Raw genomic sequence first — 18,898 nt, forward strand, 5'->3', positions numbered from 1 at the left:
GGAATGAATCAGACAGCGATACATCATCGGACCCTTCGTGAGGCGCTTCGCATCCGAAAGGTAGAGGAGAAGTTCCTGGAACTCTTTTCACAGGGAAAGCTTAACGGCACTGTCCATACCTGCGTGGGGCAGGAATTTTCAGCCCTCGCCTTCGCGGGGCAACTGAAGAAAAAGGATTTTGTCTTTTCCAATCACCGCTGCCACGGACACTATATCGCCTTCACCGGTGACACCCGCGGCCTCATCGCCGAGCTGCTCGGCAAAGGTTCGGGCACCTGCGGCGGCATCGGCAGCAGTCAGCACCTTTGTCACAATAATTTCTTCTCCAACGGCATCCAGGGGGGCATCGTCCCCGTCGCCGCCGGCTATGCCCTGGGCAATAAGCTCAAAGGCAACGGCGCCATCGGCACGGTCTTCATCGGCGACGGCACGCTGGGCGAGGGAACGCTCTACGAGACCATGAATATCATCAGCAAATGGGACATCCCCCTGCTGATCGTTTGCGAGAATAATTTCTACGCCCAGTCCACCCCCCAGCAGATCAACCTGGCAGGCGATATCCTCGCCCGCGCAAAGGCCTTCGGCATCCATACCGGCCGCGGCAAGACCGAGTCGCCGGACGAGCTGATGACGGCCGCCCGCGAGGCCATCGATTATGTTCGCGAGTCCGGTCGGCCCTTCTTCTTCCTTGTGGAGACGTACCGGCTCAACGCCCACTCAAAAGGCGACGACGACCGCGACCCCGCCGAAGTGCAGACACAGCGGGAAAAGGATTTTCTCAACGTCTTTCAGAAAGAATCACCCTCGTATTACCAGATGTACAACGACGCGCTGGACGAGGAGATCAATACCCTCGTGGCCGAGATCCTGCAGGAGGGCGACCTCGCTCCGGAGGAATACTACGTGCCGACGGAAAACGTCAGCAGCCGCGAGTGGACGCCGCTGGAACCCATCAACAAACGGCAGGTGGAATTGCTCAACGCCTTCTTCCGCGAACAGATCGTCGCGGACGACCGCAGCGTCTTCCTCGGCGAAGACATCCTTTCCCCCTATGGCGGCGCCTTCAAGGTCACCCGCGAATTGTCCTTTTTGAAACCCGAAAGAGTGTTCTCGACCCCCATCTCCGAATCGGCCATCACCGGCATCTCCAACGGACTTGCCCTGAACGGATTCAAACCGTATATGGAGATCATGTTCGGAGACTTCATGACCCTGGCCTTTGACCAGATCGTCAACCACGCCTCGAAGTTCCACCACATGTTCAACAAAAAGGTCAGCTGCCCCGTTGTCATCCGCACGCCGATGGGCGGCAGACGCGGTTATGGACCCACCCACTCCCAGACACTGGATAAATTCCTCGTCGGCATCGACAATGTGAAAACGGTGGCTCTTAATACGTTCTTTGACCCGGCCCTCCTCTATCGGTCCATCAGTGCCGAGGAACACCCGGTCATCGTCATCGAGAACAAGACCGACTATGGTAAAAAAATAGCCCAGCAGCAGGCGCCCGGCTTTGTCGCCCAACGCAATAACGATGCATACCCAATCGTCCGCATCCGGCCTGCCGTTTCCGTTCCGACGCTCACCGTCGTCGCCTATGGCGGCATGGCGGAGCTCGTCGCGGGCATGCTCGAGTCCATCTTCCTCGAGACCGATCACAAACCCGAACTGATCGTCCCTTCGCTCATCTCCCATCTTCCCGTCGACGTGATCGCGGAGTCGGTCGCCGACACGGGCCGCCTGCTGGTCATCGAAGAAGGATCGGGGTTTGCCGGCATCGGCAGCGAACTCATCGCCGCCCTTCTCGAAACCGGCGCCGCACCCTTTGCCGCCCGGCGGGTCACTGCCCACCCCGTGCCGATACCCTCGGTGCGGTCCCTTGAGAATTTCGTTCTACCCGACAGGAATCGCATCCTGGCGGAGATAAAAGCATATTTCAGCTAATGGCCCTATTACAGGAAATACCCGTTCCGCTGCTCGCGGTGAATGATACGACGCTTTCCGTGGTCGAGCTGCCCTTTGGCGCCGGCACGAAGGTGAAGAAGGGCGACGTCATCCTGGTCCTCGAGACCTCGAAGACCAGCTATGACGTAGAGGCGGAGACCGAAGGATATATTCAATACCACTGCGAGGCCGGCCGAGACTACGCCGTCGGCGATATCATCGCGAAGATATTCAGCGAAGCATCCGAGGCTGTCTCCCCCGTCGCCGCCGCACCGCGAGCATCGCAGCCGCAGGTTATACCCCCCACCAACGGTCACAAACCTGTCGCACCCAGACCAATTTCATCATCTCGCCGCCAGGCGCAAGGCTCCTGGGCAGGCGAACCCGTCTTCTCCCACGAGGCGCATCGCCTGATGACCGCAGCAGGCATCGGCCCCGAAGCATTCGCGGGCCACGACCTCGTTACGGGCGCCGACGTCCGGGAATTGCTCGAACCGACAGCGAAGCCTGCGCCCAAAACCACCATCCCCCAAGCCCCCCCCAACGCCGTCATACAAAGACTCCAATCTGCTAAACGCCGCGAAATAGAATATCTCAGTGATATCCAGTCTACCGGCCTCACAAGCACCATCAACACAAACGTAGATACCGAAGGTATCTTCATCCATCTCAACACAGCGCTGGCCTATCTGAAAGACTCACTCTTGCCGGTAATCCTGTACGAGTCCGCACGCTTGCTCGTAGACTATCCCTTGCTAAATGCTTATTTCACCGGTGACGCGGTAGCCATATACAAGGAAGTCAACCCGGGTTTCGCCATCGACATCGATAAAGGCCTGAAGGTGCTGAAAGTGAAAGACGCCGGGATAAAAAGCATTCGCGATATCGAAAAAGATATCCTCCAACTCTCCGGCGCCTATCTCGACGACGCAGTACAGGTAGCAGACCTCACCGATATCACTTTCACCATCACCGATCTTTCCGCCGAAGGCGTCGCCTCCTTCCGGCCCCTCATCAACAGGATGAACAGCTCAATCCTCGGCGTCTCGGCCATCGATGAAAAATTACAGCGCTGTACCCTCAGCCTGACCTTCGATCACCGCGTCACCGAAGGTAAATACGCCGCGGGCTTCCTCCGGGAGCTGCAGCAGCGGCTGGAGTCGTACAAGGGAGACGCCGGAAGCCGCTATAAGGATATCAGTTGCTTCAAATGTTATAAGACACTGGGAGAAGATCTTGGCGGAACCGGCTTCGTCCGCTGTATCACCCCGGAAGGGAAAGAAGGATATGTCTGCCAGAGCTGTCTAAAAGGCTATTGAACCGCTGGAGGCGGTTCGTCCGTAAGGACAGACGTTAGCGCTTGAGGGAGATGCGCTAATTTTTTAAAAAGCGCATCTCCCGAATAAACATGGAAGAAATAAAGCAGATAATCGCCGCATTCATCAAGGTCCCTGCGGAGCAGATCGGACCCGCCACCCCCATCGACCGCCGCGCGGTAAAAAGCTCGATCATGCTGCACCGGATGTACGCCAGGCTGGCGGAGGCGGGACTGGTCATAACGGATTATGCCTCCATCAGGATATTCAGCGATCTGGGCAATGGCAGCGCAGCTGCCCTATCCACTCCGGATATCGAATATGCACGGGAGCCGGCCGCTGCCGAAGCCGGCGACGAACCCCTCACCATGGGAATCGATATCGAATCGGTCAGTTCCCTGCCCCAAACGGCGGATTTCCGCCGCGACGAGTTCTATAAACAAAACTTCACCCCCCAGGAAATGGCCTGGTGCATCCTGCAACCGGAACCGGTCGAATCCTTCGCCGGCCTCTTCGCCGCAAAAGAAGCTCTCATAAAGGCCGACAACTCTCTGAGGGAAATACCATTCAACCAGATCGCCATCGGCCGCTCCCCACAGGGCAAGCCGCTATACCCGGGTTTCACCCTATCCATCGCCCATAGCAACGGGACGGCGGTAGCCGTCGCCGCCCGGGCGGCCACCAACGGGACCCCGGCCCCGGTGACCCTCACCGAACCCCCGGCAAAGGCAAAGACCGGCCGGGCCATCGTCTGGCTCGCCCTCCTACTGGCCACCGCAGCACTAATTCTCTCACTCTGGCACGCGAAATGAAGATCTCGATCGTTACAGCAACCTATAACAGCGCGGCAACCGTGGCCGATACCCTCGAATGCATTCGTCGCCAGGACCACCCCGATATCGAACACATCATCGTGGACGGCGGATCGAAGGATGACACCCTCGACATCGTACGGCGTTTTCCCCACGTGGCCAGGATGGTCAGCGGAAAAGACAAGGGCATCTACGATGCCATGAACAAAGGCATCGGGCTGGCGACCGGCGATATCATCGGCATCCTCAATTCCGATGATATCTATACCGACGATACTGTCCTGTCACTCGTCGCCAATGCCTTCGCCGACCACTCGGTGATGACCGTTTACGCCGACCTCCAGTACGTCTATCCGGATGATCTCAACCGCATCCAGCGCACCTGGAAGACGGGCGGGTTCAAAAAGAGGAATTTCTACTACGGCTGGATGCCACCGCACCCTACATTCTTCGTTAGAAGGGAAGTCTATGACCGGGCCGGGCTCTTCAATCTTGATCTGCGCTCCGCCGCCGACTACGAGCTGATGCTTCGTGTCCTGCTCAAATTGGAAATGACGGCTCGATACATTCCGAAAGTCATCGTAAAGATGCGCGCCGGGGGCATGAGCAACGCCTCCCTCCTGAACCGCCTGCGGGCGAATAAAGAGGACCGGATGGCATGGAAGATCAACGGATTACGACCCTATTTTTTTACGCTCTATCTGAAACCTGTGAGAAAGATCGCGCAGTTCTTTATAAAATAGGATTCCGGCTACATTCAGTAAATTGCAGCGGAATTATCGATGCCAACAATAATTCGTAATAAATTATATCATACCATAACATGCCAAAAGTTGCTCTAGTCACAGGCGTTACAGGACAGGACGGCGCCTATCTTTGCGAACTGTTGTTGAAGAAAGGATATATAGTGCATGGGATCAAAAGAAGAAGCTCACTGTTCAATACCGACCGGATCGATCATCTTTACCAGGACCCCCATGAATCCAATGTGCATCTGACCCTGCACTACGGCGACCTGACGGACTCGACCAACCTGATCCGGATCATCCAGGAGACTCAGCCCGACGAGATTTACAACCTGGCCGCTATGAGCCATGTTCATGTCAGTTTCGAAACTCCGGAATATACCGCCAACGCCGACGGCATCGGCACCCTCCGCATCCTCGAAGCCGTCCGGCTGCTCGGCCTGACAAAAAAGACCCGCGTCTACCAGGCCTCTACCTCGGAACTCTACGGTCTCGTACAGGCCGTGCCGCAATCCGAATCGACGCCATTCTATCCCCGTAGCCCCTATGCCGTGGCAAAACTATATGCCTACTGGATTACCGTCAACTACCGGGAGGCCTACCGGATGTTCGCCTGCAACGGCATCCTCTTCAACCACGAGTCTCCACTGCGCGGCGAGACATTCGTCACCCGCAAGATCACCCGCGGCGTCGCCAAGATCGGTCTCGGCCTGCAGGATAAGATCTGGCTGGGCAACCTCGACGCACAGCGCGACTGGGGCCATGCAAAGGATTATGTCGAAGCCATGTGGCGCATCCTTCAGCAGCCGGTAGCCGAAGATTATGTCATCGCCACCGGTATCACCACCCCCGTCCGCGAATTCGTCCGCATGGCCTTTGCGGAGATCGGCGTCGAGCTCGAATTCAAAGGCAAGGCGGAAAATGAGGTCGGCATTGTCGCCGCCAGCACCAACCCCGACTTCCTCGTTCCCGTCGGCAAAGAGGTCATCGCCGTAGACGCCCGCTACTACCGGCCAACGGAAGTGGACCTGCTGATCGGCGACGCATCGAAAGCCCACCAAAAGCTCGGCTGGAAACCGACCTATACTCTCCCCATGCTGGTAAAGGAAATGGTGGACGCCGACGTCCAGCTCTTCCGCAAGGAACGTGTTTTGAAGGACTCGGGATTTCAGGTGAAGAATCAATACGAATAACAGAAAGGATATGCTCCCTACAGACAAGATCTATGTGGCCGGCCACCGTGGAATGGTAGGCTCGGCGATCGTCCGCAAGCTCAAAAAAGAAGGATTCACCCGGTTGCTCACCGGCACTTCCTCCGAGCTGGACCTCCGCGACCAGGCAGCCACCCGCGCTTTCTTCGAAAAGGAAAAGCCGGATCACGTCTTCCTGGCCGCTGCAAAGGTCGGCGGCATCCTGGCCAACAATACCTACCGGGGAGAATTCCTCTACGACAATCTCATGATCCAGTCCAATGTCATCGATTCCGCCTGGCGGAACGGCGTCAAAAAGCTGATGTTCCTCGGGTCGTCCTGCATCTATCCCAAGCTGGCTCCGCAGCCGCTGAAAGAAGATTACCTGCTGACAGGACCGCTCGAAGAAACCAACGAGCCTTATGCGATCGCCAAGATCGCCGGGATAAAGCTCTGCGACGCCTATCGGGCCCAATACGGGGCAAACTATATTTCGGTGATGCCCACCAATCTCTACGGCCCCAACGACAACTACGACCTCGATACCAGCCACGTGCTGCCGGCGCTGATCCGGAAATTTCACGAAGCGAAAAAGGCCAATGCGCCCAGCGTCGTTCTCTGGGGTACCGGCAAACCCCGGCGTGAATTCCTGCATGCCGACGACCTCGCCGACGCCTGCTTCTTCCTGATGCAGAACTATAGCGAGCCGGGACTGGTCAACGTAGGCGTAGGGGAGGACCTGGAGATCGGCGAGCTGGCCTTGCTGATAAAAAAGATCGTCGGCTACGAAGGCGACATCGAACACGACCTGACAAAACCCGACGGAACGCCCCGGAAGCTCATGGACGTGAGCAAGCTCCACGCCCTCGGATGGAAAGCAAGAATCTCCCTCGAAGCAGGCCTTCGCGGTGTATATAATGAATTTGTTCAATCTTTTTAAACAGAAGCCGGCGACGGATTGCCTGGCCGGTCTGCGATGCGACATGCATTCGCACCTTATCCCCGGCATCGATGACGGTTCCAGGGACATGGACATGTCCCTGCGCCTGATCACCGGACTGCGGGACCTGGGTTACAGAAAGCTCATCACCACGCCCCACAGCAACGGGGACTATTTTCCGAATACCCCCGAGATCATCCGTTCCGGCCTGGCCGCCGTTCAGGCCGCCGTAAAAGAGCGGCAGATCGATATCGAGATCGACGCAGCCGCGGAATACCTCCTGGACGAACGGTTCAGCAACACCCTCGACAGCGGCCAGCCCCTGCTGACCTTCCGGCGCAACTGGGTGTTGGTGGAATTCTCTTTCGTCGTACCCGCTATGAATGCCATGGAGACCCTTTTCAGCCTCCAGATGAAAGGCTATCAGCCCGTCCTGGCGCACCCCGAACGGTACCTTTACTTCGGAGCCGAAAGGGGTTGGTACGACCGGTTAAAGGAAGCCGGCTGCCTCTTCCAGCTCAACCTGTTGTCCCTGAAAGGACATTACGGGAAGCTCGCCCATCAGCTGGCCGGCTACCTGATCAAGAAAAGATACGTGGACCTGCTGGGGACCGACCTCCATCATGAGAACCACCTGCGCCTCCTCGCGGGCTCACCGGTGATCCATGACACCGTGGCAAAGCTCCTTGACAGCGGGATGATCCGCAATGTGGAGTTGTAAACGGCTCAGACACAAGCTCCTCACAAATAGTGGCGATATTTCGCTGAATGACGTGTCATCTCGCCGATCTTCGACTCTTCCTCATCTCCCCGCTGCCTCCGTAGCACCATTTTCCCGCCAAAACACCCCCCTTCCTGCCAAAATTCCCGCCCCAACTGCCAATTCTCTTGTACTTTTTGCTGTCTTTCTGGCACCTCTGGCACACAGGCCCCTTTTTTGCATAATATATGGAAACGAAACAATAGCATGGCACACGAATCAACAAAACCAAAGACCCGGCGGAATGATTGTCAGCTTATTGTCTTTTAACAAGACCATAGGTCACAAAACTAAACTCCGCCGTTCTTTAATGTCTAATTTTGAACAGAAGATCATTAAACAATTTTAACTCATGGCTACAGTAGAATTCAACCAGCTTTTGGTCAACAATGCAGAGTTCTTAAAGCCGTTCGCTATCACGCTTACCCGTGATTCTGAAGCAGCCAAAGACCTTTTCCAGGAAACCCTGTTCCGCGCCTTAGCAAATAAGGATAAATACAACGTAGGTACGAATATCAAAGCATGGCTTTACACGATCATGCGGAATATCTTTATCAATAATTACCGCCGTAAAGCCAAGCAGAATACCATTTTTGACAGCACACCAAACGAGTTTCTCCTGAACTCCTCCCAGGTGGCGGTGGCAGGAACGGTCGAGAGCAATCTTCGGGTGAAGGATATCCAGGCCGCCATCCACAAGCTGCCGGAGATCTTCCGCAACCCCTTCCTGCTCTACTTCGACGGGTTCAAGTACCACGAGATCGCCGAGATGCTGCAGGAACCGCTGGGTACCATCAAGAGCCGCATCCACTTTGCCCGCAAGCTGTTAAAAAATCAGATCGAGCGATTTTAGTTCGGCACATAACTATGCAAGAAAGGGAAGAAGTGATCCTGGTGAATGAAGAAGATGTCCCGCAGGGGACCATGGAAAAGATAGAAGCTCATCGCAAAGCCCTCTTACACAGGGCTTTTAGCGTTTTCATATTCAACTCGAAAGGGGAGATGCTCCTGCAGCGGCGCGCCCCGGGCAAATACCACTCCCCCGGCCTATGGACCAATGCCTGCTGCAGTCATCCCCGGCCCGGCGAGGACACGATGGCGGCTGCCGGCCGCCGGCTCGAAGAAGAGCTGGGATTCACCACCGGGCTGGAAAAGCTTTTCGACTTTACCTACCGGTCCGAATTTGACAACGGACTGACCGAATTCGAATTCGATCATGTGTTCGTCGGGCACTATGATCGGGAGATCAGGCCCAATGCCGCCGAAGTCAGCGACTATTGCTATCAATCCCTGGATAAAATAAAAGAAGGCCTGGAGGCCCGGCCGGATCGATTTACCAGCTGGTTCCACCTGGCCTTCCCGTTAGTGACGCAACGGATGGCAACCGGCGTCGATGGCGACGCTACTCGCAAAGGTTAAGACCGTCCGAACCCAGCGTGCTGAACTGGAAATACTTCACTTTCCCATTCGGCCCGGCCACGTCGAAATGCAGGACAAGCGTGCCATACTGCATCTCATACGCTTCCCAGGTGTCATCCTTGATCGTCGGGTTCCCCAGGCGGCTGAAATGACTGCCACGCCTGGTCCCCAGTATCGGGATGCTCGTCTTACCGATGAACTTCGGCCCTACCTCCACGTATTTCCGTTTGGTGTAAAAGTAAAGGTCCTTCGTCTTGAAGAAGATGCCGCCACCGCATTTTGCTTCCTGGGATTCCTCCACGGCGCTGGTAAAACACGGGAATTTTTCCTTGATCTCATTTTGCGTATTGGATGGCTTGAGCCCATTGACGGTCCCGTCGAGCACATCCACATAGAAATCGGGGCATGCCACCTTGGCCTTTAATTGTCCCATGCCTACGGTCACAAGGCCCATGCACAATAGTAGGGAAAAGAGTCGCTTCATAAGCTATAGAGATTTTAGGTAACAATCTTCTATTGCAAATTCCTTGCTAATTTTTTCTCTTCCCGGGAATTTTTCCCATCGGCGCCCCTACTTGCTCAGGTACATGCTCCGGTCCTTATACAGCTGCCGGAAATTGGGATCGCGCAGGTCCTTGATGAAGCGGATCGCCTCCCCGGTGGACTTCATTTCCGGCCCCAGCTCCTTGTTGACGCCCGGGAACTTGTTGAAGCTGAATACCGGTTCCTTGATCGCAAAGCCGCTCAACTTCTTCTCAAAGGTAAAATCACCCAGTTTGTGATCGCCGAGCATGATCTTGGTGGCGATATTCAGGTAAGGTATCTGGTAGGCCTTCGCAATAAAAGGCGTCGTACGCGAGGCCCGCGGGTTGGCTTCGATAACATACACCTTCCCGCTCTTGATGGCGAACTGGATATTGATAAGCCCCTTGATATTGAGGGCGCGGGCGATCTTTTCCGCATAGTACTCCATCGTCGTGACCTCCATGGGACTGAGGTTGAAGGCCGGCAGCACCGCATGGCTGTCGCCGCTGTGGATGCCCGCGGGCTCGATATGTTCCATCACTCCCATCACATGGAAGGTCTCGCCGTCGAAGATGGCGTCAACCTCGGCCTCCTGGCAGCGATCGAGGAAATGGTCGACCAGGATCTTGTTGCCCGGGATATGCTTCAGCAGGCTGACGACGGCCTTTTCCACTTCTTCATCGTTGATCACTATCCGCATCCGCTGCCCCCCCAATACATAGCTCGGCCGCACCAGCACGGGATATCCCACCCGGTTGGCCACCTGGATCGCCTCGTCGACGTCATAGGCCGTGCCGTAGTCGGGGTAGGGGATGTTCAGTTCTTTTAGCATATCGCTGAACCGGCCCCGGTCTTCCGCGATGTCCATGCTGTCGAAGGACGTCCCGATGATGGGAATGCCCTTCTCATTCAGCTTCTCGGCAAGCTTGAGGGCCGTCTGGCCGCCCAGCTGCACGATGACGCCCGAAGGCTTCTCGTGTTCGATGATCTCCCAGAGATGTTCCCAGTATACCGGCTCGAAGTACAGCTTGTCGGCGATGTCGAAATCCGTCGATACCGTCTCGGGGTTACAGTTGACCATAATGGCCTCATAACCGCATTCCCGGATGGCCATCAGGCCGTGGACGCAGCAATAGTCGAATTCGATACCCTGCCCGATGCGGTTGGGACCGCTGCCGAGCACGATGATCTTCTTCCGTTCGCTGACCTTGCTCTCATTGGCATGGCCGCCCTCGAACGTGGAGTAGAAATAAGGGGTCTTTGCCTCGAACTCGGCCGAGCAGGTGTCCACCATTTTATAGACGCGGGTGATGCCGGCCGCCTTCCGCCGCTCATACAGCGCCTCTTCGTTGCCGGAACCCATGATCTTGACGATCTGCGCATCGCTGAACCCGAGCTTCTTGGCTTCGCGCAGCAGCTCCAGCGGCAACGTCTCGACCTTGCTGTATTTCGCAATGTCCTTCTCCATGTTGCAGATCTTCTGGATCTCATAAAGGAACCACCGGTCGATGCCGTTCGTAGCCTTGGAGATCGTGCCCACCGAAATGCCCGCCATCAGCGCATCCTTGATGCGGAAGATGCGATCCCACTTCGGGGTTTTGATATATTCCAGCAGCTCTTCGGCATGCATGAGGCTCTTCCCATAATATCCCAAACCAACCGCATTGTTCTCGAGGCTCTGACAGGCCTTCTGAACGGCTTCGGTAAAGCTGCGCCCGATGGCCATCACCTCACCCACACTCTTCATCTGAAGGCCAAGGGTGTCGTTGGCGCCCTTGAACTTGTCGAAATTCCACCGCGGGATCTTGACGATGACATAATCCTGCACCGGCTCGAAGTAGGCCGACGTCGTTTTTGTGATCTGGTTCTTGAGCTCGTCGAGGGAATACCCGATGGCCAGCTTGGCCGCGATCTTTGCGATCGGGTACCCGGTCGCTTTGGATGCCAAAGCCGAACTCCGGCTCACGCGCGGGTTTATCTCGATGGCGATGATCTCTTCCGTCTTGGGATTAAGCGCGAATTGCACATTACAGCCGCCGGCGAAATTCCCCAGGTCGCGCATCATCCGGATCGCCGTGTTCCGCATCAGCTGAAAAGCCGTGTCGCTGAGGGTCATCGCCGGAGCCACCGTGATGGAATCCCCCGTGTGGACGCCCATCGGATCGAAATTCTCCACGGTACAGATGATGACGACATTGTTATTGGCGTCCCGCAACAGCTCCAGCTCGAATTCCTTCCAACCCAGGACCGCTTTTTCGACCAGCACCTCGTGAATGGGGGAGGCCTGCAGACCACGATTTAACGCTTCGTCCAGGTCTTCTTTGTCGTGCACGAATCCGCCCCCCGTACCGCCAAGGGTAAAAGAGGGCCGGATCACCAGCGGGAAGCCGATCTCCTGGGCGAATTCCTTCCCTTCGAGGAAGGAATTGGCGGTCTTGGCCGTCGCGACGGGCACACCCAACTCGATCATCCACTTCCGGAACTTCTCGCGGTCCTCGGCTTTGTCGATAGCCTTGATGTCCACGCCGATCAGGCGGACTCCATATTTTTCCCAGATGCCGAGATCCTCGGCTTCCTTTGCCAGATTCAATGCCGTCTGACCGCCCATGGTCGGCAACACGGCATCTATTTTGTTCTCTTCCAATATCTGTTCGATACTCTCCACCGTCAGCGGTAACAGGTACACCTTGTCCGCCATCATGGGGTCCGTCATAATAGTGGCCGGATTGCTGTTGATGAGGATCACTTCGACCCCCTCTTCCCGCAGGCTGCGGGCAGCCTGGGTGCCGGAATAGTCGAATTCGCAGGCTTGACCGATGATAATGGGACCCGATCCAATGATCAGGACGGATTTGATGGAGGTGTCTTTGGGCATGTCTTAGAAAAAATAAATTGCGCAAAGGTACGTCAGCGAAGGGTCCCCTCCAAAAAATGCTACACCTGAAGACGAAAAAGGCCCGGCATCATCATCAGATTCGCCGGGCCTCGTATAACTAACAATTTACAAGGTGCGCTACTAACTTTCAGTTTCAGTTATTACCATGCAATCGACGCGAAGCATCAATTGTTGTGATACGCTGCGAGCTCGATGTCGTCGAGCAGCACCCCGCCCCTGCGGGCAATCGATTTCCGCTCGGCCATCAGCCTCCGGTTCTCGAATTTACTTCTCAAGCGGAATACATACTTCTGCTTCGCTTCTTCGCCTTTGATAACGCCAATCATGCCTCCGACAGTCACTGCCAGAAAAACGACCATTCTGTGTTTAAATCCTTTCATACTCTTCCAATTTGATGGTGAAGCCTTCTTCTATTATAGACAACTTTCGTTAGCCAAAAGCTGTACCAAACTTTAAAAAAAACGTACCCTGATCGTAGTATTTTTTTGGCGTCCCGTTTCAAGGTTGATTGGTAGGGGCTTATTAACAATCACTTCACTTTTCGCCACAGTATATACGGGAAAAATGCCCCAACAGATGCCGATATATCGCTTTTTGACGTGTCAATTTCGGAGGTTTGAGGCTCACAATGGGAATAACTAACCGGTGATTGGGTATCTTTGTTTCCTCTTGTATTTTTAATCCTGCATTAATCCGATCATGAGATATCTCGTTCTCGCGCTCATTTGTTGTTGTACGTCCCAGGCATTCTCCCAGCTCTTCCCCTCCGCAGAAGTTCCGCACGGCTACTTCCGCGACCCACTGGCCATCCCGATCCACCTCGCCGCCAACTTCGGCGAGCTGCGCCCCAACCACTACCACATGGGCCTCGATATCCGGACGCAGCACCGGGAGAACCTCCCCGTCTACGCTGCGGCGGATGGATACGTGGCGCGGGTCTCCGTCGAGCCCGGCGGTTTTGGCCAGGCGATCTACATCAACCATCCCAACGGATACACCACGGTATACGGGCATCTCAACCGGTTCTTCCCCGCATTGGCAGCCTACGTACACGACCAGCAATACCGCCGGCAGTCCTGGTCCGTTCACCTGTCCCCTCAACCCGGCCAGTTCCCCGTGAAGAAAGGCGACTTCATCGCCTACAGCGGCAACACCGGCGGCTCACAGGGCCCTCACCTGCATTTCGAGATCCGTCGAACCGCCGACGACGTCAACCAAAACCCATTGCTCTTCGGACTGCCGGTGCCCGACAATACGCCGCCAACTCTCCAGCGCCTCGCGTGGTACGATCGCAACCTCGGCATCTACGAACAGAAGCCCCACATTCTACCCATTCGCCGCAGCCCCTCCTCCTCCGGCCCAGCCGCCTGGTCGCCCGCACCCTCTCTCTTGCTGGTTCCCACCACCCGCATCAGCTTTGCCCTCTCGGCCTTCGATACACAAGACGGTTCAGCCAATCCCAACGGCATCTATGAAGCCGCCCTCTACGTCGACGATGCGCCGGTGCTCGGCTTCCAGATGAACAACATCAGCTACAACGATACCCGCAACATAAACGCACACATCGACTATAAGACAAGAGAAACAGGCGGACCGTTTCTCCAGCAGCTGTTTTTTTTATCGGGTAATCCTTCCCCTTCCATCTATACCTGGCCGGTCGGCCGGCAAAGCGATGGCGTGATCCGACTCGAAGACGGTCTCGTCCATGCGGTCCGCATCGTCGTAAAGGATACGTACGGAAATGCATCCGACCTGCGGTTCCGCGTTCAATACCGGCCGGATCCCGCTCTTCCGCCGCTCGAGGCGCTGCAACCGGGGAAGAAATTCTATGCGGGAATGGTCGACGGCGTCGAAGCCCCCGACTATGCCTTCTTCCTCGGTGAGAAAAGCCTGTATGATTCGGTGACCATCCACTTCGGCACGGTAGGCAATCCCGGCGCCGGCCTCTCCCTGCCCGGCGGGGTTTCGGCAGTGCAAGCCATCGGCGACAAAGGCATCCCGCTGCTCGATCCGGTCCTCGTCCGGCTGCGCCCGGTGACACCCGCCCCAACTCCCGGTAAAGTTGTGCTGGTCTGTTTCAACGGTCCATCCAAAGACGTACAGCGGCCCGAATGGCAGAACGGCTGGGCCTCCGCCCGCTTCCGGGAATTCGGTAACTTTCAGTTAGTGGAAGATCTCGAACCGCCGGTGATCTCCATCCCCGGCATCGCCGAAGGCGCTTATCTGTCCAAAGCCGGCCGCATCGCGGTGACCGTAAAAGATAATCTCGGCGCGACAAAAGGATTCAGCGCCGTACTCGATCCCGAGGGCCCGGCAGGCGGCCAGTGGCTCTGTTTCACCAATGACAAGGGACTGGCCTATATTTACAAGTTCGACGAACATTGTCCTCCCGGCCGCCATACGCTTCGAATAAGCGTCGAGGACATGGCCGGGAACCGATCGGTAAAAGAACTTCATTTTACAAGATAACCTACGACACATGACTCATCTGCAGGAAGGCGACAAGGCCCCCGCATTTACGGGAAGGGACGCAGCAGGCAACAAGGTTTCGCTGGCCGACTATAAAGGAAAAAAAGTAGTCCTGTATTTCTATCCGCAGGATGACACCCCCACCTGCACGGTGCAAGCCTGTAACCTCCGGGACAATTATTCCCTGCTGAAGAAGGAAGGGTTTTCAGTCATCGGCGTGAGTCCGGATGATGAGAAGAGCCATGGGAAATTCGAAAAGAAGTTCGGGCTTCCGTTCCCGCTGGTCGCCGACCCCGATCATAAGATCATCGACAAGTACGGCGTGTGGGGCGAGAAGCAGCTCTATGGCCGCCGGTATATGGGACTCCATCGGACTACCTTCGTGATCGACGAAAAAGGCGTGATCCGCAAAATATTCTTAAAGCCGAGGAGTAAACAGCATGCAGAAGAAATTGTCAAGGCCTGGTCGGCCCTTCAATGATCCACTCCACCTCCCCAAAGGTGAATCGCCGTTCCAATACGTCTTTCGTCAATAGTTCGCCCCGCGCCGAAACCCCCTCCACCACCGTCCGGAACACGGCATTCTCCTTCTTCAGCCGCACCTCCCGCCCGCGGCCATACAGCCGCTCGTTGTATTGCCGCAGCTGCAACCCGGCTTCGCCGGCGACCAGCTCAGCATACCGCTTGTCCAAAAACGCGCCCAGCTCCCGCGCCAGCTGCAACGAATTGAAGGTCTTGCCCGTTATTTGACGCAGGGAAACGGGATTCCTGGCCGTCGGCGGAAACTCGACCTGGTTGATATTGATCCCCATCCCCGCGATCGCATAAAGCCACTGATCTCCCTTGAAATGATTCTCGATGAGGATGCCCCCTGCCTTTCTGTCATTCCAATACAGATCGTTGGGCCATTTGATCGACGTCGCCTCGGAGCCGGCATAATGACTGTACAGATCATGGCAGGCAAGAGCCACTGCCACACTGAGGGCGAAACCGGCCGTAAAGGGCAGCACAACTGGCTCTAAGACAGCGCTGAGGATGATGTTCTCACCAGGCTGGCTCGTCCATTGGCGACCCCGCTGACCTTTGCCCGCCCACTGATCATGCGCGAAAACAAGGGTGCCGTGCGGAAGGGCGCCTGAAACGGCCCCGGCCATGGCATAGTTGTTGGTGCTGTCCACCGACTCTAATTCAATAAAAGCGTGACCGATCGCCAAAAGATTCCTATTTTTGGATGAGCCGCCGGGGGCGGCTCGGATTCAAAAGTATCATAAAAAAAGTATTGATTATTGGAACAGCTTTCTATACTAGCTACCCGTAAGCGCAGTAGCGCGGCGAGATTGACGAGGAATTCAAAGATTTTCAAATCCATCATAAAAGCAATACAGGAGAAAAAGGGTGAAGAGATCATTTCCCTTGATTTACGCAAGATCCCCGAAGCGGTAGCCGATTTTTTTATCATTTGCGAGGCCGCCAGCACCACCCAGGTGAAGGCCATAGCCGATTCGGTGGAAGAAGAAGTGAAGAAGAATTGCGATGAACTCCCCTATAAACACGAAGGCAGACAAACCTATCAGTGGGTTTTGATCGATTATGTGAATGTCGTGGTCCACGTGATGCTGCCGGAAAATCGCCGTTTTTATAAATTGGAGGACATGTGGAGTGATGCTCCCCAGGAGAAGCACCAATGAGGATGACCCAGGGACAGAAACCGGTTGGGACCGACAATTTAACAGGTTATTTTGCCGTTTCATGGTTTTTTTTGAACCTTTTCACCGTATAGTTTTTATTATTAATACCGCTAAACAACACGGATACATACAAAAATGCCACAAGACGATCTGAAACAAAACGATAAAAACAACTTTCCAAGGTTCCGCCCAAGGGGAGATGATGACAATGGTCAGAGAAAAGGACCGAAGTTCAGCATCTACTGGATCTGGGGGATCATCGCCGCCGTGCTCATCGGTTTTAACTTATTCGGCTCCTTCTCGCCGGACGCTCACCCCGCCGACGAGCTGGATTTCCGCAAGACCATGCTGGCCAACGGCGACGTCGAAAAGATAGACCTTATCTCCAACAAGAACATTGTCCGGGTCTATATCAAGAAGGACAGCCTGAACAAGCCTTTTTATTCCAAATACAACAAGCAGAATTCCTGGTCCGGCGGAATGAGCAAGGATGGCCCGCAGTTCGAATTCAGGGTCACCGATGTGAAGGACTATGAGAAGATGCTCCGGGAATATTTTGCTGCCCATCCCAACCAGGAAGTGGCGATCAACTCCAAGCAGGAAGGCGAATGGTTCGGCCCCTTGCTGAACTTCCTGCTGCCCCTGCTGATCATCGTGCTCATCTGGGTCATGCTGATGCGAAAGATGGGCGGACAGGCCGGCACCGGCGGTCCGGGCGGCATCTTCAACATCGGAAAGTCCAAGGCCACCCTCTTCGATAAGGGTACAAAGGTGTCCATCACCTTCAGCGACGTCGCAGGATTGGACGAAGCCAAGGTCGAAGTGATGGAAATCGTCGATTTCCTGAAGAACCCCAAAAAATATACGGCACTGGGAGGCAAGATCCCCAAGGGCGCCCTGCTGGTAGGCCCTCCCGGGACCGGCAAGACGCTGCTCGCAAAGGCCATGGCCGGCGAGGCCCAGGTCCCCTTCTTCTCGATGAGCGGTTCCGACTTCGTCGAACTGTTCGTAGGCGTTGGCGCCAGCCGTGTCCGCGACCTGTTCAAACAAGCCCGCGAAAAAGCTCCCTGCGTCATCTTTATCGATGAGATCGATGCCATCGGCCGCGCCCGCGGGAAGAACGCTATCATGTCCAACGACGAGCGCGAGAGCACGCTCAACCAGCTCCTCGTGGAAATGGACGGCTTCGGCGGCGACAGCGGCATCATCGTGCTGGCAGCCACCAACCGGCCCGACGTACTCGACAGCGCCCTGCTGCGCCCCGGCCGCTTCGACCGGCAGATCTCCATCGACAAGCCCGACCTGAAGGGCCGCGAGGCGATCTTCAAGGTCCACCTCAAACCGATAAAGATCTCCAGCAAGCTGGATATCCATAAACTGGCAGAACAAACGCCCGGTTTTGCCGGCGCCGACATCGCCAACGTTTGTAACGAAGCCGCATTGATCGCCGCCCGTAAAGGGAAAGAGACCGTGGAAATGGAAGACTTCCAGGATGCCGTGGACCGGGTCATCGGCGGTCTCGAGAAAAAGAACAAGATCATCTCCCCCGACGAGAAGAAGATCATCGCCTACCACGAAGCCGGTCACGCCATCTGCGGCTGGTTCCTGGAACATGCCTACCCTCTCCTGAAGGTAACCATCGTTCCCCGCGGAACGGCAGCGCTCGGTTACGCGCAATACACCCCGAAGGAACAGTATCTCTACAATACGGACCAGCTGTTCGACCAGATCTGCATGACCCTCGGCGGCCGCGCCAGTGAAGAGCTGAATTTCGGCAAGATATCGACAGGCGCGCAGAACGATCTGCAGCAGATCACCAAGATCGCCTATTCGATGGTTACGGTCTATGGGATGAACGACAAAGTGGGTAATATCAGCTTCTACGATCCCCAGGTGGAGAATTCGTTCACCAAACCGTATTCCGAAGAGACCTCGCGGATCATCGATGAGGAAGTCCGCAAGCTGATCGACCGGGCCTATGAAGCCACCAAGCAGCTGCTGACCGAAAAATCGAGGGAAGTGCGGACGCTGGCGGAAGCCCTGCTCGAGCGGGAAGTCCTCTTCCAAAGCGACGTGGAGACCCTCATCGGCAAACGTCCTTATGAAGAGAAAAGACTGCTGGATGTCTCCGACAATGGAGTGCCGCCGGCCGTCATCGTTCCCCCGGCCACTGAAGAAGTAAAATAAAATAGG

General features: G+C 55.7%; 17 protein-coding genes. 13 read left to right on the forward strand and 4 right to left on the reverse strand.

Translation table 11 applies throughout. The features are described 5' to 3' along the window. Positions 1 to 3: 3 nt before the first annotated feature. The 9 genes from VHE34_RS27235 to idi all read left to right on the forward strand — a co-directional run bounded on the left by VHE34_RS27235 (position 4) and on the right by idi (position 9,127). Positions 4 to 1,944 carry a dehydrogenase E1 component subunit alpha/beta gene (locus VHE34_RS27235; RefSeq protein WP_325593941.1) on the forward strand — a complete coding sequence of 647 codons (1,941 nt, stop codon included), beginning with the start codon at positions 4 to 6 and terminating at the stop codon, positions 1,942 to 1,944. Beyond that, positions 1,944 to 3,263 carry a 2-oxo acid dehydrogenase subunit E2 gene (locus VHE34_RS27240; protein WP_325593943.1) on the forward strand — a complete coding sequence of 440 codons (1,320 nt, stop codon included), beginning with the start codon at positions 1,944 to 1,946 and terminating at the stop codon, positions 3,261 to 3,263. Before VHE34_RS27235 ends, VHE34_RS27240 begins: the two co-directional genes overlap by 1 nt. Before the next feature lie 89 nt (positions 3,264 to 3,352). Then, positions 3,353 to 4,072, forward strand: coding sequence for a 4'-phosphopantetheinyl transferase superfamily protein (locus tag VHE34_RS27245; protein WP_325593945.1), 720 nt, complete (start codon positions 3,353 to 3,355; stop codon positions 4,070 to 4,072). After that, on the forward strand, positions 4,069 to 4,815 hold the full coding sequence (locus VHE34_RS27250) for a glycosyltransferase family 2 protein (protein WP_325593947.1): 747 nt from the start codon (positions 4,069 to 4,071) through the stop codon (positions 4,813 to 4,815). Before VHE34_RS27245 ends, VHE34_RS27250 begins: the two co-directional genes overlap by 4 nt. An 80-nt stretch (positions 4,816 to 4,895) precedes the next feature. Continuing rightward, positions 4,896 to 6,011, forward strand: a complete 1,116-nt coding sequence (gene gmd / locus VHE34_RS27255) for a GDP-mannose 4,6-dehydratase (RefSeq protein WP_325593949.1) — start codon at positions 4,896 to 4,898, stop codon at positions 6,009 to 6,011. Positions 6,012 to 6,021: 10 nt separating this feature from the next. Next, a complete protein-coding gene (fcl, locus tag VHE34_RS27260; protein WP_325593951.1) occupies positions 6,022 to 6,948 on the forward strand; it encodes a GDP-L-fucose synthase in 927 nt (308 codons plus the stop codon). Then, positions 6,932 to 7,669, forward strand: coding sequence for a tyrosine-protein phosphatase (locus VHE34_RS27265; RefSeq protein ID WP_325593953.1), 738 nt, complete (start codon positions 6,932 to 6,934; stop codon positions 7,667 to 7,669). Before fcl ends, VHE34_RS27265 begins: the two co-directional genes overlap by 17 nt. 391 nt (positions 7,670 to 8,060) lie before the next feature. After that, positions 8,061 to 8,561: an RNA polymerase sigma factor gene (locus tag VHE34_RS27270; protein WP_325593955.1), complete on the forward strand. Its 501-nt coding sequence runs from the start codon at positions 8,061 to 8,063 to the stop codon at positions 8,559 to 8,561. Between the two features lie 14 nt (positions 8,562 to 8,575). Continuing rightward, a complete protein-coding gene (gene idi, locus VHE34_RS27275; RefSeq protein ID WP_325593957.1) occupies positions 8,576 to 9,127 on the forward strand; it encodes an isopentenyl-diphosphate Delta-isomerase in 552 nt (183 codons plus the stop codon). Here idi and VHE34_RS27280 read toward each other — a convergent pair. The 3 genes from VHE34_RS27280 to VHE34_RS27290 all read right to left on the reverse strand — a co-directional run bounded on the left by VHE34_RS27280 (position 9,111) and on the right by VHE34_RS27290 (position 12,928). Further along, positions 9,111 to 9,611: a hypothetical protein gene (locus tag VHE34_RS27280; RefSeq protein WP_325593959.1), complete on the reverse strand. Its 501-nt coding sequence runs from the start codon at positions 9,609 to 9,611 to the stop codon at positions 9,111 to 9,113. The genes idi and VHE34_RS27280 overlap by 17 nt on opposite strands. A gap of 87 nt (positions 9,612 to 9,698) precedes the next feature. Then, positions 9,699 to 12,527 (reverse strand): carbamoyl-phosphate synthase large subunit, encoded by a 2,829-nt coding sequence (carB, locus tag VHE34_RS27285; RefSeq protein ID WP_325593961.1) that lies wholly within the window; start codon positions 12,525 to 12,527, stop codon positions 9,699 to 9,701. Positions 12,528 to 12,712: 185 nt separating this feature from the next. Next, on the reverse strand, positions 12,713 to 12,928 hold the full coding sequence (locus tag VHE34_RS27290) for a hypothetical protein (RefSeq protein ID WP_325593963.1): 216 nt from the start codon (positions 12,926 to 12,928) through the stop codon (positions 12,713 to 12,715). 319 nt (positions 12,929 to 13,247) lie between these two features. On the opposite strand from VHE34_RS27290, the gene VHE34_RS27295 reads away from it, so the two are divergent. Next, positions 13,248 to 15,017, forward strand: coding sequence for a M23 family metallopeptidase (locus VHE34_RS27295; RefSeq protein ID WP_325593965.1), 1,770 nt, complete (start codon positions 13,248 to 13,250; stop codon positions 15,015 to 15,017). Positions 15,018 to 15,027: 10 nt separating this feature from the next. Beyond that, positions 15,028 to 15,498, forward strand: coding sequence for a thioredoxin-dependent thiol peroxidase (gene bcp / locus VHE34_RS27300; RefSeq protein ID WP_325593967.1), 471 nt, complete (start codon positions 15,028 to 15,030; stop codon positions 15,496 to 15,498). On the opposite strand, the gene VHE34_RS27305 is transcribed toward bcp, so the two are convergent. Next, positions 15,473 to 16,231 (reverse strand): biotin--[acetyl-CoA-carboxylase] ligase, encoded by a 759-nt coding sequence (locus VHE34_RS27305; RefSeq protein ID WP_325593969.1) that lies wholly within the window; start codon positions 16,229 to 16,231, stop codon positions 15,473 to 15,475. The genes bcp and VHE34_RS27305 overlap by 26 nt on opposite strands. Before the next feature lie 72 nt (positions 16,232 to 16,303). Here VHE34_RS27305 and rsfS point away from each other — a divergent pair, with 72 nt between their 5' ends. Continuing rightward, positions 16,304 to 16,705, forward strand: a complete 402-nt coding sequence (rsfS, locus tag VHE34_RS27310; protein ID WP_325593971.1) for a ribosome silencing factor — start codon at positions 16,304 to 16,306, stop codon at positions 16,703 to 16,705. Positions 16,706 to 16,840: 135 nt separating this feature from the next. Beyond that, a complete protein-coding gene (gene ftsH / locus VHE34_RS27315; protein ID WP_325593973.1) occupies positions 16,841 to 18,892 on the forward strand; it encodes an ATP-dependent zinc metalloprotease FtsH in 2,052 nt (683 codons plus the stop codon). Positions 18,893 to 18,898 lie beyond the last annotated feature (6 nt).

This window comes from Puia sp., from assembly GCF_035546395.1.
Taxonomy (GTDB): Bacteria; Bacteroidota; Bacteroidia; order Chitinophagales; family Chitinophagaceae; genus Puia.